Genomic DNA, 15,910 nt, shown 5'->3' on the forward strand with positions numbered 1-15,910 from the left:
AGAATTATGGATATTTTAAAAATTAATGGTCAAGCTATTCAAAATCCTGTTGCATTGCAATGGGAAGAATCAGATTTAGATTCAAGTGAAGGAACTGGTCGAAATCAATTGGGTGATATGTTTAGAGATCGTATTACAATGAAAAGAAAAGTGTCTGTATCATTTCCACCAATGAAGGATGCAGAAATGTCTTCATTATTAGAAGCTATTTCTCCAATGTTTTTTGCATTGGAGTATCCAGATCCTAAACTTGGGAGACGTCATACGATGACTGTTTATGTGAGTGATAGAAGTGTTCCGGTATATATGTTTGATAAAACAATGAATCAATGGATATGGCAAGGGATGTCTATTGATTTTATTGAGAAGTAGGTGAGTTTATGATAACAACAACACAAGCATATAAAGATAAGATTTTAAGTGACCATCGAGAGATGAAAATGAAAGTAATATTAAATGGTCATCAAGAAATTGACGGCCATTATTTAAAGAATGTCACTATTCATGAAGTGAGTAATGGATTGGATACATTAACAATTGGAGGAATATGTTCAAATAGTATTAAGATTGATATGTTTGATCCTGGAAATATTCCTTTTGAAAATGGATTGATTGAAGCTTTTATTGGTGTTCAATTATCTACTGATATAGAATGGATTCCAATGGGGTCTTTTTTTATAAGTGAAATAACAAGACAAAATGAATATGAAGTGAGTCTTGAAGGATATGATGGCATTTCATTATTAAGTGAAGAATATAAGCCACATATTGAGTATCCAGCAACACTTCAAGATGTTGTCTTGGATGTGATAAATCAATGTGGTTTAACGCTTAAACAACAGGAGTTAGAGGATATCATTATTGAAGTGCCAATGGAAGTGACTTGTAAAGAAATGCTTGGGTATATGGCTTCTTTAATGGGGAAAAATGCAAGAATGAATCGCTTTGGTGAGTTAGAATTTTATTGGTATGAAAGTGGGCAATATACGATTCCATTAGAATTACAATATCAATTAGGATTTAAAAAGACGAATTCTGTTTTGACGATTTCTTCATTGACAAGTGGTGATGAAGAACATGTTCTAACTGTTGGAAGTGGGTATGGAATCACATTTGCGAATCCTTATATGACTCAAGAAAGATTAGAATCTCTTTTTAAAAAAATCAATGGTTTTACATATACACCAGCGACATTAAAATGGCGTGGTGATCCATGTCTTGAAGTCTGTGATATTGTTCATGTTCAAGAAAGTACAAAGGATATGTCACAAATTCTTATTATGGATCATACGATTTCTTTTGATGGTGGTATGAGCAGTGTTATAGAAAGTCATGGTCAAAATGAAAAAGAAGTTGTGATGAGTAAAAGTCCAACTGAAATAAAATTAAATAAATTTTATAATACTTTGATTGAATCTTATAAACAAACAACTGAAAAGATTCTTGGACAAAAAGGTGGTTATTATGTTATTGATGTAGATGAAAATGGTTATCCTAATGGATGGACAATTATGAATACACCAACATTAAGAGATGATACCCATTTATGGAGAATGTCTATGGGTGGTTTTGGTTATAGTCAAGATGGTGGTAAGACTTTTGAAAACATTGCCTTTGATTTAGATGGAAATTTTAGTGCAAATGCATTGACTTCAGGGCAATTGAGTGGAGATATGTTTGAATTAGACTTGGAAAATGGTACAGTTCAATTTGGTATGAGAGATCAAGAAGGACATATTATTGATCCTTTTTTAATATTAGATCAAAATGGATTAGAGATTAAACATATAACTGAAATTGAAGATAATGTTTCTCAAATCATGAGAAATTTCAATATTTATCTTGAAACCAATATTCTTGCTAGTCAGGTTTTTGATAGTAATGCAAATACTTATATTCCTGATTTCATGACAGATCATTTAACAATTACAGCTCATGCCTATGATTTAGAAGGCAAAGAAATATCTGATATGACATATACATGGAAGCGTAAGAGCGAAAATGGTGTTGAAGCATTGACTGTAGGTGAACATGCTGATGGGAATGTACTTACCATTAGTCATAATCTTGATCATTCCATCACATATGTTTGTACTGCCACTGCTGATCTTATTTCCAAAAAAGAAGAATTTACAGTTATTTCTACAAAGACAGGATTAAATGGTAACGATGGACAAACAGGTCCTCAAGGACCTCAAGGGTTACAAGGACCACAGGGACCTCAGGGGGTGCAAGGCCCTAAGGGAAACGATGGCAAGCAGTATTATACATGGTTAAAATATGCTGATACGCCAACGAGTGGTATGTCAGATACTCCAGAAGGAAAGGCTTATATTGGATTGGCATATAATAAGTCCTCATCTAGTGAAAGTAACAATTACAGTGATTATACTTGGTCACTGATTAAAGGCGAAAAAGGAGATCAAGGCGTTGCAGGCGGAAAAGGGGCAGATGGAAAGACCTTCTACACTTGGGTAAAATATGCAACATCTTCCTCTGGAGCAAACATGAGTGATGATCCTGCAGGTAAAACATATATTGGACTAGCCTATAACAAGACAACACAAACAGAATCAACAAATGCTGCTGATTATACATGGTCACTGATTAAAGGTGAGAAAGGTGATACAGGTCCAGCAGGGAAAGGGATAAAGTCCACAACCATAACATATCAGGCTGGAACATCAGGAACAGCAGCACCAACTGGAAGCTGGGCAACAAGCATTCCAAGTGTTACACAGGGACAGTATTTGTGGAGCAGAACAGTCATCACATATACAGATAGTACAACTTCCACAACATATAGTGTTGCCTATATTCCTAAAAACGGAACGACTGGTGCAACAGGAACAGGGGTTGGAAGTATTGCTCAGCAATATTATTTAAGTACATCTAAAACATCTCAAACAGGTGGAAATTGGGTTTCTGTTATGCCTACATGGTCTACAGGTAAATATCTATGGACAAGATATGCAATTACATATACAAATCCAGCAAGTACATCATATACAAGTCCAATTTGTGACAGTTCCTGGGAAGCTGTTAATGAAATAACTATTGGTGGAAGAAATCTTTTGCTTGATAGTGATGTAGAAGTAACAAATACAAGTTATCCTATACAGACATATAAGATGAGTGAAAAAATGATTGCCAATGAAACATATACATGTCGTTTATGGGGAACTTTAGGAACTGGCAAGAGTTACTTTGGATTATGGCTTGATGGTGGATCCATTTCGCTTGGAAACCTTGTTAATAAAGGTGATGGTACATTTGAATTGACATTTAAAGGCAAGACAGGAACTCTTGATACAAGTGTACTGCATGTTTATCCAGTTGCGTCCAGTGTAAGTGCTACAAGTACCATAACAAAAATAAAACTTGAAAAAGGGAATAAGGCAACCGACTGGAGTCCAGCACCAGAGGATGTAGATAATCGTTTCGACGAATCGGCAAAGGATTTTGCAGATCAGATTAATAATGCGAAGACAGAATTCACTTCACAAATTGATACGAGGGCCAACAGCATAATAGAGACAATATCAAAAACATATCTTTCTAAAGAGACAGGTGAAACATTGGCTGAAAGGACAGCTGAACTTGAAAAAAGTGCAGAGGGATGGGCATTTAATTTTAAAACTCTTACTAAGCAATATGATGAATTAAGTTCTGAACAGAAGGAAAATTATGCAAGAATACTTAAATATATCCGATTTATTGATGGAAATATTATACTTGGTGAAGAAAATAATGCTTTAACCTTAACTATCCAAAACGATAAGATTGTATTTAAGCAATCAAATAAAGAACTCGCTTATTTTACAAATGGAAAACTGTATGTTACGGATGGCGAGTTTACACAAAGCTTAAGAATTGGAAAATTTGCTTTTGTGCCAAGAAGCAATGGCAGTTTAGATTTTAAGAAAGTAGGTAATTAGATATGGCAAGTATTAGAAGTGGAACGTATAAAAGTCATTTATGGCTGACATTTGATTATTCCTATTCACAAAATGTTGCAAACAATAACAGTTCCGTCTCATGGAGCTTAGTTCTTCACTGGGATGCAAGTTTAAATTTTAGTGCCAGCAAGAGTTATTCAGTAACAGTCAATGGGACCAATTATTCAGGATCTTATACTGGTGGAGCAAGTGGAGGAAGTGGCTCAAAGACAATTCGTAGTGGAACAACGTCTGTTGGGCATAATGCCGATGGTACAAAATCAGTGAGTGTCAGTGCGAGTTTTGGAATTGAGGTTACTTATTCAGGAACAAAGATCAGTACTATGACACTGTCAGGAAGCTTTACACTTCCAACAATTCCTCGTGCAAGTTCGTTTGGTGCTATTAGTGGTAATACAATCGGTAGTGCTATGACAATTAATATCAATCGTGCAAGTACGGCTTTTACACATTCTCTTTGGTATAGTTTTGGAAATATTAGTTGGGCAGGAATAGGAAGTGGAATAGGGACTTCTACAACATGGACTGTGCCAATGGAACTATGTAATCAGATTGGCAATGCAACAAGTGGAACAGGAACACTTATTTTAAGAACATACAATGGTTCTACACAAATCGGTGAAGATAAGTATATCAATTTTACAGTTAATGTGCCTGCAAGTGTTGTTCCGTGGGTGTCAGCACCAACAGTTAGTGAAGCTATATCAGGATTAGCAGCGAAGTTTGGAGGATATGTCAAAGGCAAGTCACAGCTAGCAGTATCAATTAGTGCTGGTGGATCATATTCAAGCTGGATAACACAATATTCAACAAGTGTTAGTGGTATTGGAACATATGGTAGTGCTAGCTTTACAAGTGGAGTTTTATGGAATGCAGGAAATGTCACTATTACAACGACTGTCACAGATAGTCGTGGAAGAACGGCAAGTGCCAGTAAGACAGTTACTGTCCTAGATTACTATTCACCAAGTATTTCTAAATTTGCTGTTGTTCGTTGCAATAATGCTGGAACAGTTGATGAGAATGCAGGGGCCTACGCAAGGATAACCTATGCCTTTGCAATCGCTTCTGTTAGCTCTAAAAACACAAATAGCTTTGCTTTACAATACTTGAATGATAGTGGGAATTGGACAAATCTAATGACAGGAAGTGGTTATTCTAAAGATACGTACTATGTCTCAACAGTGACATTTGATGTTAATAAGGAACGACAGTTCAGGATAGCGGTTACAGATTATTTTGGAACATGGTATGCCTATGCAACAATGGCACCAACATTTACGCTTGTAAACTTTTCTAGTGGAGGTAATGGAATTGCAATTGGAACAACGGCAGAAGATAACAAGTTTAAAATAGCAATACCAGTATATTATAAAAATAATCTCATTGATTTAGGTAAGGTGATGATTTTTGATGGATATGAAAATGGAAAAATAAAATTCCACACAATTGATTAGGAGAAGAGAAATGAAAAGAAATAAAAATACTCCCAAAATAGTCGGAGCAAGGGTTACAAATATCTATTATTACAGGAAAGGAGAACGCTATCGTTTAGGATTAGTAAGTCCTATAGAAAGAGAGGTGAAAGCTTAATAGCTTTTGATTATGATAGACTTGACTAGTTTTTCTACAGTAAATGGTGATCAGTTTAACTACGTTAAACAAGAATCATACACTCATTTACACATAGTAATTAGAGTATGGAAAATGATATACGATAAAGGAGCTATATCAATTTATGGAAACATGAATGGATATGGATACTTTGGGATAATTAGATATGATAAATATGGTGGAATGAATATAGATACAATTTTTGGATCGGGAATGAGTTTAGCATATGGTGGATTAGAGGAAGATGGAGAAATTGTAAGAATTGTGCTTAATGTAAGACAATATTCAGTTTATTCTATGCAAGGAAATGATCCGTTTGAAGTTGCTCGTACAACCGGTTAATCTATCATAAAGCTATTGAGTTAAAATGATAAATTATATGACAATTGATGGTAGAAGAATATATGATATTCAATCATATGATAAAACATCAACAACTATAAGAGTAGGAAGATACGCTCTTGGTATACGTGCTTCAGTATTTGTCTTTGGGACATATGGAATTTGTGGAATCATCTATATTGATGATTCATCTAATGGTAAAGGGATTACATACTATCCCTTAAGTGGACAGGTGTTAACGATATCCGTTACTCGAAATGAACGTGAATACATAGAATTTAGTTTATATAACTTGGGAATATGGGGCACATATACTTTTATAGGATGTAACTGTTATTTTGTCTAATCTCTCTTTCAAGATAGCAAATAAAATTATGAATAGTTTTGAAACGCGTGGGTTCGTTGAACACACACACACACACACACACACACACACACACACACACACATTTTTACGAATGTTATCTTTTATGGAAGGAGGACATGTAGTCCTTCTTCTCAAGAAGGGTGGTGTCGGCTAGGTAAACATTCGACACATGATAGATTATGACAAGTTTTTGTACAGTGGATGGATATAAATTTGATTACTTAGCAAATGGGTCTAATACTCATCTTCATATAGTTATTTATTTTCCAAATATGATACGTGATAAAGGTAGTATGCTTATCTATGGAAATATGAATGGTAGTCTGTATTTAGGTATTATTGGATATAACAAAAATGGTTCAGCTAGTATTAGCCACATTGTTGGGACAGGATGCAGCATTAATAGTTCTGGACTTGAATCTGAGAATGGTGTGACATGGATAAGAATTATATTGAATATTAATCAATATAGTGCTTATGGAATATTATGCGTTGATCCATTTGAAACTGCACATACAGCATAATATATTACAATGTTTATCTAGAAAATTATGGAAAATTTTAATTTTAATGTAATAACAAAAGTTGAGTTTAACAATAACTATATTTTTAATATTTCTTTACCAAATGATACAAATTACAGAAATGTATTTTTGGTAGCAGTAGAAGGAAATGTTAATGTCTTCAATGTGTTTGATGTGGTTTTTGTTAATAATAGTGAAGTCAAACGAGTACTACATTTGGCAGATACTGCTAACTATATTACTTATTCTATAAGTGGACAAAATCTTGTTTTAAAATCCACAACACTATGGAGTTATGGATTTTGTATCAGAGCCGATTAAGACACCACACTACATAAATAATAATATGACAAATTTTGAATTTGATGTTGGCTTTATAAAAAGTCCGGGTTGTTTGAATACAACTGGTGATAAAATTCAAATTGAATTAAATTTTATAAATAGTGATAAAGCAACTGTTATTGTGTTTGGCGATCACAATGGATCACAATTTATAGTTATGATAACAGTCTGGTATATTGATATGCACTGTACAATTCAAAATATAATTGGATCATTAGGAGTTGCTTCAGTTAGTAAAACAGCTGATGGAAATATTGTGTTAAGATGTAACACAAATAAATATGGAACGTGTACAGTAATTGCAAGCGTTCCAATCAATTATGTTATTTTTGCAAATTAGTTCTCATGCTCTTAGTGGCTTTTTATATATAAAATAATGAAGGTGAGGAAAATGAAGAAAATGAATTATATGGATACATACAATGCAGTTACAGGAAGTATTATTGCATTATTGAGTTTGGTTTTTGGGGAACACTGGCTATTATTTGCCATGTTCCTTTTATTTAACATTATTGATTGGCTAACTGGGTGGATGAAGTCTGGTATTGCTAATAAGACGAATTCTACTGCGGGATGGAAAGGTATTCTTAAAAAATTAGGATATTGGCTTATGATTTTAGTATCTTTTGCAGCAGTAGCGGTCTTTATTGAAATAGGAAATACAATTGGTGTTGATTTGCGTATTACTGCGTTATTAGGATATTTCGTATTAGCATCATTACTGGTAAATGAAGTTAGATCCATCATTGAAAATTTTGTTGAAGCTGGATATAATGTACCATCTGTTTTAACAAAAGGATTAGAAGTTGCAGATAAAATTATTAATAGAGAAAATCAAGAGTAGTTTTTCAACTATTTTTAAATGGAGGAGAAATAAATTGACAAAAATGAAAGTACAAGATTTTATTAATAAAGCAATAGAAGTAGAAAAGTTACCAACATTATATAAATTAGGTAAGTTTATGAATACTAAAGATGGAAAGTATCTCTTATGTGATTGTAGTGGCTTAATTAAAGGTATCTTATGGGGATACCCTTCTGCTGGAAAATATGCAAGTAATAATGTTCGAGACATTAATGCGGATACGATGATTTCAAGATGCTCCAATGTAACAACAGACTTTACAAAGCTACAAGCAGGATGGCTTGTCTGGATGAAAGGGCATATCGGAATATATGTTGGTAATGGTGTGGTTATTGAATCAAGTCCTATTTGGGAAAATGGTATCCAACGAACATATCCTAAAGGATGTGGAAAAGCAAATGCTTATGGTTTAAAAGCCAGACAATGGCAAAAATGTGGTCAGTTAGACTGTTATATTGACTATACAAATGAAAAGCCTACACAATCAACAAGTCAAAAAAATGTCAATGTTTTCTATCGTGTAAGAACTCAGAAGCATGGGTGGCTAAGTGAAGTGAAAAATCTTGAAGACTATGCTGGTTATCAAGATAGCCCTATTACAGATGTTGCCATTAGAGTAGACAAGGGTAAGATAAAGTATCGTGTGCATGTTAAAGGTGGAAAGTGGCTTGGCTGGATTACGGAATGCGATATTAAAAATAGTTATAAATATGCTGGTAATGGCAAAGCAATTGATTTGGTACAAATTTATTATTATACACCTGATGATATAAGACCATATAAGAGAGCAAAGTATAAAACGAATTATGGTTGGCAATATGATACAGAAACAAGTAATAATCAAGATGGCTATGCTGGATTATATTCACATCCAGTAACAAAACTCAGTCTTTGTATAGAATAAAAAAAGATATTTTACAAAATGATTTGAAAACCGAAATATCGGTGTTAAAATAGGTATATAATCATCATCTTTTACATAAACTTAGTATAATGAAAATACAAGGAGATGAGATTATGAGACAAGATTATCAAACATTAAATCACATAACATTAGGAGAAAAGAAAGACTATATTCAAAAAATATGTCAAGATCAGCAATTATTACAACTTATCAATGAATGTATGACAATACAATCATTCGAAAATATGATGAATTATCAAGAGATCAATAAAAAGTTATTTATTTATGCATTACATGCACTTTATCAGTCATCAGATTATGATCAGCTTGAATATCATTTAATGATGATGAATGGATTATTTCAATATCAAAGCTATACAGATTTAAAAAAACAATTATTTACAAAAATATGTAAAAAGACAATCACAATTAATGAGTACTGTGTACTTAGACATTTGATAGATTTTCAAAATACATCATTCGCTCACTTTATACAAGTCTTACATGAAAACTATGAAGTAGAATTACAAGAATGTGCAAAAATGTGTTTATTAGAAGATCAATATCATCTTGCCTATCAATATTTAAAATTATTGCCAGATTGTTCTGACCAAAATTTATTAGACTTATTATGCAGTTATAGTTTTTATGATTATGTTTCATTAATGAGACATTATAATAAACAAAAAAGGAGCTATCAATTCGCAACAAGTCACTAGGAGGAAAATATGGGGAAAAGGATGTATTATGTTTTCAAATTCATTTTAGAAAATAAGGATAAAGGAATATCAGCAAAAGAAATTCAAGAGCGATTAGAAGATTATGAAATTTATTTAGATATTAAAACAGTTTATTCATGTATTCATCAAATTAATGATTTCTTTTATGAATGGCTTCATGAAAATATGATTACTTCGATCAAAAGAGTTGGTTTTAAAATTCAAACAGATTTTTTAGAAGATGGTGAACTGCAATTCCTTTTAGATAGTATCGTTTTTCATCAGGATTTAAAGAATGATGACAAACAGAATTTACAAAATAAATTATTATCTTTATCATCATATCATCAAAAACAGCGTCTTGTTCACTTCAAGCCATCCAAAAGAGATCTTCATTTCTCATTATTTCTTAACTTAACAACCATTATGAAAGCTATTGAAAACAAATCCGTCCTTTCTTTTCAATATATTAATTATGTCATTAAAAGAAATCATCTTACAGAAGTCCCCTCACTACATGGAAATAACCAAGATCAATACATTATTTCTCCTTATCAGATTGTTTCACAAAATAATCATTATTATGTTATAGGTTATAATGATAAATTTAAAAATGCACTTTCTACATATCGTGTTGATCGTATGCGTTTAATTCAAACAATTCGTGACTCATATATTGATATCAGAGAACAATTTGATTTAACAGATGAAATAGAAAAAACTACCAACATGTATATATCCCAAAATAGAGATACAATTCAATTAGAATGTGATCAAAAACTATTAAGAGAATTAGTTTCTCGTTTTGGAACAGATATAACTGCTCAAAAACTTTATCAGCAGCAATATCTTGTGACGATATTAGATACTCCTATTTCAGATGGGTTAATAGGATGGCTTATGATGTTGCAAGACCAAGTCAAGGTGATTGCTCCTGAATCATTACAAATAGAAATGAAAAAAAGAATTGAAAAGATGTTAACGTTATACAACCACGATAATGAAATATGATATTTTAAAAATATTTTTATATTGAAGAGAAGAATTTGTTAAGAATTCTTCTTTTTAATATGAAAATAAGTGATATAAAATGAAAAAATATGAATAAAAATAAGAATAAAATATGAAAAATAATGAAATAAAATGAAAAAATATGAAAATAAGTGTTGAAAACGGTTTCTTCGTGTGCTAGAATGAACTCGTAAAAAGGAAGGAGAAAAGAGATGAAACTAGCAGGAAGGATTAATTCTTTTTTAAGAATGAAGGATTATGATTTAGAAAAAACTTTATTAGATTTTAAAAAATTAGGATTAGGATATGTGGATTTGAATTATCCAGAACATATTAAAGGGTATGACCCACAAACAATGAAGACATTATTAGAAAAAAATGATTTAAAATTAAATGGAGTTGCATTAAGGTTTAGAGATGAATTTATAAATGGTGAACTTGGAAATAGTAACAATCAGATTGCTATGACTGCACTTCAATTATGTAAAGATGCCTCAGATTATTGTCGTAGTGTTGGAGGAAAGGTTGTTACAATTTGGTTAGGGTTTGATGGATTTGATTATAGTTTTCAAATTAATTATAAAAAAGTCTGGGATCAGTTAGTCAAATCCTATCAAGAAATTTGTGATTATGCACCAGATTTAAAAATAAGTATTGAATATAAACCGTTCCAACCAAGAGCATATGCTTTTATTGAAGGTATGGGTGTTACAGGAATGATGTTGAATGATGTTAATAGAGATAATTTAGGAGTTACTTTAGATTACTGTCACATGTTAATGAAACATGAGAATCCAGCATTTGCAGCTGATATTTTTGGAAGTCAGAAGAAATTATTTGGTATTCATTTAAATGATGGATATGGGTTAAATGATGATGGGCTTATTATAGGAACATCAACACCATTTAAGACATTAGAAATGATGTATTATTTAAAGAAACATAACTATAATGAAGTGATTTATTTTGATACTTTTCCTATAATAGAAGGGGCTAAAGAAGAGTGTGAACAAAACATTCAAATGATTACATATATGGATCAATTAATTGATGATTTGGGGTTAAGTTATATACAGTCAATTATTGATAAAAATGATGCAATTGCAGCAAGTCAATTAATGTATACATTTTTAAAGGGAGGAAAGTAATATGGATTTTAAAAAAACAGCAGCAGGGATTCTTGAAAATGTTGGTGGTGTGGAAAATATTTCTAATATGACACATTGCGCAACAAGACTTCGTTTGAATCTTAAGGATCAGTCAAAAGCAAATGATGAGGCTGTTAAAGAAGTTGATGGTGTTGTTAATGTTGTCAAAAAAGCAGGGCAATATCAAATTCTTATTGGAACAGAAGTACCACATGTCTATGATGAATTTGAGCAATTGGTAAAGGGAAATGGTCAAATTGTTTTAGATGATGAAGCAGCTAGCGATGAAAGTTTAATGAGTAAAATTTTCTCATCTATTTCAGCTATTTTTGCACCATTATTACCAGCTTTGGCCGGTTCAGGGATTTTAAGAGGATTACTTATTTTAGCAGTACAATTGGGTATTATCAATGAAGGTAGTGGAACATATGTTATCTTATTTTCTGCATCTATGGCTGTGTTTTATTTTTTACCTGTATTGTTGGCATTTACAGCAGCAAGAAGATTTGGTGCGAGTCCTTATATTTCTGCATTAATTGGGGCAGCACTATTACATCCGGATTTTCTATCACTAATGGGAAGTACAGGAAATGGAGCAATGACTTCATTTATGGGTATTCCTACAGTGCTGATGAATTATAATTCAACAGTAGTTCCTATTATTTTATCTATCTGGGCATTTTCTTATCTATATAAATGGTTAGATAAACATGTTCCTGAAACATTAAAGTTAGTTATTGTTCCTTTGGTATCATTGATTATTATGGTGCCAATTACTGTGATTGTTATTGGTCCTATTGGTGTATATACAGGAGAGGCAATCGCAAATTTAGTGAATTGGTTAATTGAACGTAGTGGTCTTTTAACAGGTATTCTTGTTGGTGGAGGATGGAGTGTCTTAGTCAGTTTCGGGGTACATTGGGCAGTGAATCCAATTATGATTAATAATATATCTCAATATGGTTTTGATTATATTTGTCCATTGACATTTGCTTGTAATTTTGCAGTTATTGGAACAGCAATTGGAGTCTATTTAAAAGCACGTGATAGTAAACTTAAAAGTTTTGCGATGACTGGTGTTGTAACGATTGCTTTATCTGCAATTATTGAACCAACATTATTTGGAATGCTTGTTAAAAATAAAAAATTATTTTTAGCACAAATTATTGCAGGAGCAGTAGGTGGTGCATATTTAGGATTGATGAAAGTTGTGACAAATGCATTTGTATTTGGAAGTGTAACAACCTTCCCTTCATTTATTGTGAATAATGCTAATATTATTAATGGAATTATTGGTTTAGGAATATCAGTTATTGTTGGTGCTGTATTAGGATATGTTTTTACAAATAAAGAAGATAAACTTGCTTAATTTAATGAGAAAAAATAATGAGAAAGTTGTGCAAATATGGTATCATTATTAATAAATGAAGGTGATAATGATGATTCCATATGAAAGACAACAAAAACTTCTAGATATTATTGAAAATAAAGAGTTAGTTAAAATTGATGAACTACAAGAAGAATTTCCAAAAATTTCTTCTTCAACATTAAGAAGAGATTTGAAAGAACTAGAGAAAAACAGAAAAATTGAACTTCTCTCTGGTGGAGCAGTTAAGCTTATTTCTACCAAAGGAGAAATACCTATTTCAACAAGAAGTACTTTATATAGTCAAGAAAAAGAGAAGGTTGCTGAAATAGCAGCTAACTTAATAGAAGATGGTGATACAATCTATTTAGATTCTGGTTCAACAGCTTCAATGTTATTCCAAAAAATTATAGGTAAAAAGATTACTATTTATACTTCTAATACTGATGTGTTTTCCATTAGGGAACATATTGAAGCAGATATAATTATATTAGGTGGCAGATATAGTCCGGTTAATTCTTCTTTGCATGGATCTTTAACAGAAAGTGTATTAAAAAATTTATACTTTAATAAATCTTTTTTAGGAGCTAATGGAATTGATGAAAAATTAGGTGTTACAACACCAACTATTGAAGAAGCAAATAAAAAGAGATTAGTTAAAGAACATTCAGATCAAGTTTATTTGATTTGTGATAGTTCTAAATTTCATAATTTATCTAACGTTAAAGCTTTTGATTTAGAAGATGTTATCATTATTTCTGATAAAGAAGATGATAAACTCAGTGATAATGTTTCATTAATTGTTAAATAGTTCAGATTTTAAAGCGAGTTCTGTGATGAACTCGCTTTTTGTAAAGGAGTGAACCATGAATAAAATATTATGTCCAAGCATGATGTGTGCGGATTGGTAATCTAAAATAACTTGGGATTTCGTGAATCTCATCTATCAAATAAAGTGGGGCTTAACTGACCCCACTTTTTTGTATAGACTTTTTTAATTAGAATCGTTCATTGGATTTTTCTAAAATCTTATCTACTTTTGAAGATATTATCATGATTCTTCTATACATATTACTTATGTCTTCCAGTATTTCTTCCAGAACTTCATCTTCTTCAAGAATCCTATTCTCATCGTCCTCCAGAATAAGCTTGTATGTCTTTATCATTATTATTTGTCCTCCTTTTTTATAATATTGAGATAATAGGTTGTATCACTGTTAAGTGAAAATAAGATTTTGTTTCTGAAACGTTCCCAGTTCAGGTATCCATTTGATGCATGTTTGATCAGCTTGATGCTTTTATTGCGGTTCTCTACAATCGCAGTATTCATCTTTCTGTTTTTCTCCCTGTCTACAATCATAAAGGAATTGATGATTTCCTGCTTCCATCTTGTCAGAGTGTTGGCGAACTGGCTCATCTCTTCTATAGGACAGCACCTGAAGTCGATAATGATTTCTTCCAGTTTTTTCTTTGCGTCTTCATAATGACACTGTCTGTAGAAACGGGTAACACTGTCCTTAAGGTCATAGGCGATATCAAGTTCTCTGTCATACTTCACCATATAATCAAACAGATCATAATAGTTGTAGTATCCTTCCAGTCTTCTGTTGTATCTCTTTTCCTCATTGGGATCAAATATTCTGTTGTCAGTTGAGATGAACATCCAGTTAAATTTTTTAAGCACATAGTAGTGTCTGGATGCTTCCTCGTATATATATTCCTCTTCTTTTGTAAGGCCGATATTCTTCTTTTTTTGTTGAAGTTCCCTGATCTGTGTCATGTACTTTTTCTGAGCTGATATTCTGACTTTATCCATTCTTCGCCCCAGTTCCTGAACAACATGAAACTTGTCGATACAGCAGCTTGCATTGGGAAAGACGTGTCTGGCAACAATCCTGTAGGTTTCCCACATGTCAAACGAACAGTACAGCACCTTTTCACGCTCTTCTCTGGGAATAAGCATAAAGTAGCTGATCAGGTCATCCTTTTTACGTGTTGGCAGGACATCAACAATCTTCTGGTCAGTACAGTCAACCAGCACACAGACAAATTTGCTTTTATAAGTCTTGAATGCATAAACCTCATCAATACCCAGACATGCAGGAAGAGGTCTCCTGGAAATACGGACATGATCATCAAAGATATTGATGACGGAGGTTACTGAAACATGATAACGCCTGGCAACAGATGTGAATGTTTCATTGGGAAGCTTAAGATCTCTGAGGATATTGGATACAGTCGCTACAGAGATTCTGGAACTTCCAAATACAAAGGGATTGTGTTCAAAGAATGTTTTGTGACAGTGAGGACAGCGATATCTTCTGGCTTCGTATATGATAAAGCACTGGGAATAATTAAGAACGGAATGAATAATCTTTTTTTGAGAATAATCCTTAATTTTATCAGTCATCTGACCACATACAGGACACTGATGATATTTGACATTCAGTCTGATGCAGATGTAAATTCCATCTGACTGATGGGTGATTCTGAATTCCTGAATATCATCTTTTTCAAGATTGAAGAACTTGAGAATATCATTTTCGGAAATAATAGGCATAATGGTAGTATTGAGCAGTTCACCATCTTCCAAAAGAGGTGGTGCATCGATAGCCTTCATATAAAAATCTCCTTTCATCTTGTTTCTAAGACAAAAGTAACATAGAAAAAGGGAAAGGCATACAAAAGTCATGTGGGAAAATAGAAAAGACAAGGATGATTTCTGCGGTTCATCCAGCATAAGGTTATG

At 32.5% G+C, this 15,910-nt stretch carries 18 protein-coding genes; 16 read left to right on the plus strand and 2 right to left on the minus strand.

The genetic code is table 11. The annotated features are described in order from the left end of the window. Positions 1-6 precede the first annotated feature (6 nt). The 16 genes from BN1865_RS14020 (at position 7) to BN1865_RS14095 (ending at position 13,972) form a co-directional block, all read left to right on the plus strand. Complete coding sequence (locus tag BN1865_RS14020; RefSeq protein ID WP_050637888.1) at positions 7-372, plus strand: DUF6711 family protein; 366 nt, start codon at positions 7-9, stop codon at positions 370-372. Between the two features lie 8 nt (positions 373-380). Then, positions 381-3,938: a collagen-like domain-containing protein gene (locus BN1865_RS18795; RefSeq protein ID WP_232780406.1), complete on the plus strand. Its 3,558-nt coding sequence runs from the start codon at positions 381-383 to the stop codon at positions 3,936-3,938. 2 nt (positions 3,939-3,940) lie between these two features. Continuing rightward, positions 3,941-5,416 (plus strand): DUF859 family phage minor structural protein, encoded by a 1,476-nt coding sequence (locus tag BN1865_RS14035; RefSeq protein ID WP_050637890.1) that lies wholly within the window; start codon positions 3,941-3,943, stop codon positions 5,414-5,416. 10 nt (positions 5,417-5,426) lie between these two features. Next, positions 5,427-5,552, plus strand: coding sequence for a hypothetical protein (locus BN1865_RS18985; protein WP_255351768.1), 126 nt, complete (start codon positions 5,427-5,429; stop codon positions 5,550-5,552). Between the two features lie 12 nt (positions 5,553-5,564). Then, entirely contained in the window at positions 5,565-5,915 is a 351-nt protein-coding gene (locus tag BN1865_RS14040; protein WP_157844134.1) for a hypothetical protein, read from the plus strand. 25 nt (positions 5,916-5,940) lie between these two features. After that, complete coding sequence (locus BN1865_RS14045; protein WP_050637892.1) at positions 5,941-6,261, plus strand: hypothetical protein; 321 nt, start codon at positions 5,941-5,943, stop codon at positions 6,259-6,261. Between the two features lie 200 nt (positions 6,262-6,461). Then, entirely contained in the window at positions 6,462-6,806 is a 345-nt protein-coding gene (locus tag BN1865_RS14050) for a hypothetical protein (RefSeq protein WP_050637893.1), read from the plus strand. Between the two features lie 27 nt (positions 6,807-6,833). Continuing rightward, a complete protein-coding gene (locus BN1865_RS14055) occupies positions 6,834-7,127 on the plus strand; it encodes a hypothetical protein (RefSeq protein ID WP_050637894.1) in 294 nt (97 codons plus the stop codon). Further along, positions 7,102-7,488: a hypothetical protein gene (locus tag BN1865_RS14060; RefSeq protein WP_050637895.1), complete on the plus strand. Its 387-nt coding sequence runs from the start codon at positions 7,102-7,104 to the stop codon at positions 7,486-7,488. Before BN1865_RS14055 ends, BN1865_RS14060 begins: the two co-directional genes overlap by 26 nt. 51 nt (positions 7,489-7,539) lie before the next feature. Next, positions 7,540-7,992, plus strand: coding sequence for a phage holin family protein (locus tag BN1865_RS14065; RefSeq protein ID WP_050637896.1), 453 nt, complete (start codon positions 7,540-7,542; stop codon positions 7,990-7,992). A gap of 43 nt (positions 7,993-8,035) precedes the next feature. Beyond that, positions 8,036-8,917: an NlpC/P60 family protein gene (locus tag BN1865_RS14070; RefSeq protein WP_157844136.1), complete on the plus strand. Its 882-nt coding sequence runs from the start codon at positions 8,036-8,038 to the stop codon at positions 8,915-8,917. Positions 8,918-9,030: 113 nt separating this feature from the next. Then, positions 9,031-9,636: a hypothetical protein gene (locus BN1865_RS14075; RefSeq protein ID WP_050637898.1), complete on the plus strand. Its 606-nt coding sequence runs from the start codon at positions 9,031-9,033 to the stop codon at positions 9,634-9,636. Positions 9,637-9,645: 9 nt separating this feature from the next. Then, on the plus strand, positions 9,646-10,647 hold the full coding sequence (locus BN1865_RS14080) for a helix-turn-helix transcriptional regulator (RefSeq protein WP_050637899.1): 1,002 nt from the start codon (positions 9,646-9,648) through the stop codon (positions 10,645-10,647). A gap of 212 nt (positions 10,648-10,859) precedes the next feature. Next, complete coding sequence (locus tag BN1865_RS14085; protein ID WP_050637900.1) at positions 10,860-11,795, plus strand: sugar phosphate isomerase/epimerase family protein; 936 nt, start codon at positions 10,860-10,862, stop codon at positions 11,793-11,795. Between the two features lies 1 nt (position 11,796). Next, positions 11,797-13,164, plus strand: coding sequence for a PTS transporter subunit EIIC (locus BN1865_RS14090; protein WP_050637901.1), 1,368 nt, complete (start codon positions 11,797-11,799; stop codon positions 13,162-13,164). 55 nt (positions 13,165-13,219) lie between these two features. Further along, entirely contained in the window at positions 13,220-13,972 is a 753-nt protein-coding gene (locus tag BN1865_RS14095) for a DeoR/GlpR family DNA-binding transcription regulator (RefSeq protein WP_198527291.1), read from the plus strand. Between the two features lie 187 nt (positions 13,973-14,159). Here the strand turns inward: BN1865_RS14095 and BN1865_RS18455 are convergent, their stop codons facing one another. Both BN1865_RS18455 and BN1865_RS14100 read right to left on the minus strand, forming a co-directional pair. Continuing rightward, a complete protein-coding gene (locus BN1865_RS18455; protein WP_157844079.1) occupies positions 14,160-14,327 on the minus strand; it encodes a hypothetical protein in 168 nt (55 codons plus the stop codon). A gap of 2 nt (positions 14,328-14,329) precedes the next feature. After that, positions 14,330-15,781: an ISL3 family transposase gene (locus BN1865_RS14100; RefSeq protein ID WP_232780323.1), complete on the minus strand. Its 1,452-nt coding sequence runs from the start codon at positions 15,779-15,781 to the stop codon at positions 14,330-14,332. Positions 15,782-15,910: the final 129 nt, after the last annotated feature.

Source organism: Candidatus Stoquefichus sp. SB1 (assembly GCF_001244545.1).
Classification (GTDB): Bacteria; Bacillota_I; Bacilli_A; order Erysipelotrichales; family Coprobacillaceae; genus Stoquefichus.

Coding starts and splice junctions, on each gene's coding strand:
- BN1865_RS14020 (WP_050637888.1), top strand. CDS start 7: ATGGATATTTTAAAAATTAATGGTCAAGCTATTCAAAATCCTGTTGCA.
- BN1865_RS18795 (WP_232780406.1), top strand. CDS start 381: ATGATAACAACAACACAAGCATATAAAGATAAGATTTTAAGTGACCAT.
- BN1865_RS14035 (WP_050637890.1), top strand. CDS start 3,941: ATGGCAAGTATTAGAAGTGGAACGTATAAAAGTCATTTATGGCTGACA.
- BN1865_RS18985 (WP_255351768.1), top strand. CDS start 5,427: ATGAAAAGAAATAAAAATACTCCCAAAATAGTCGGAGCAAGGGTTACA.
- BN1865_RS14040 (WP_157844134.1), top strand. CDS start 5,565: ATGATAGACTTGACTAGTTTTTCTACAGTAAATGGTGATCAGTTTAAC.
- BN1865_RS14045 (WP_050637892.1), top strand. CDS start 5,941: ATGATAAATTATATGACAATTGATGGTAGAAGAATATATGATATTCAA.
- BN1865_RS14050 (WP_050637893.1), top strand. CDS start 6,462: ATGACAAGTTTTTGTACAGTGGATGGATATAAATTTGATTACTTAGCA.
- BN1865_RS14055 (WP_050637894.1), top strand. CDS start 6,834: ATGGAAAATTTTAATTTTAATGTAATAACAAAAGTTGAGTTTAACAAT.
- BN1865_RS14060 (WP_050637895.1), top strand. CDS start 7,102: ATGGATTTTGTATCAGAGCCGATTAAGACACCACACTACATAAATAAT.
- BN1865_RS14065 (WP_050637896.1), top strand. CDS start 7,540: ATGAAGAAAATGAATTATATGGATACATACAATGCAGTTACAGGAAGT.
- BN1865_RS14070 (WP_157844136.1), top strand. CDS start 8,036: ATGAAAGTACAAGATTTTATTAATAAAGCAATAGAAGTAGAAAAGTTA.
- BN1865_RS14075 (WP_050637898.1), top strand. CDS start 9,031: ATGAGACAAGATTATCAAACATTAAATCACATAACATTAGGAGAAAAG.
- BN1865_RS14080 (WP_050637899.1), top strand. CDS start 9,646: ATGGGGAAAAGGATGTATTATGTTTTCAAATTCATTTTAGAAAATAAG.
- BN1865_RS14085 (WP_050637900.1), top strand. CDS start 10,860: ATGAAACTAGCAGGAAGGATTAATTCTTTTTTAAGAATGAAGGATTAT.
- BN1865_RS14090 (WP_050637901.1), top strand. CDS start 11,797: ATGGATTTTAAAAAAACAGCAGCAGGGATTCTTGAAAATGTTGGTGGT.
- BN1865_RS14095 (WP_198527291.1), top strand. CDS start 13,220: ATGAAGGTGATAATGATGATTCCATATGAAAGACAACAAAAACTTCTA.
- BN1865_RS18455 (WP_157844079.1), bottom strand. CDS start 14,327: ATGATAAAGACATACAAGCTTATTCTGGAGGACGATGAGAATAGGATT.
- BN1865_RS14100 (WP_232780323.1), bottom strand. CDS start 15,781: ATGAAGGCTATCGATGCACCACCTCTTTTGGAAGATGGTGAACTGCTC.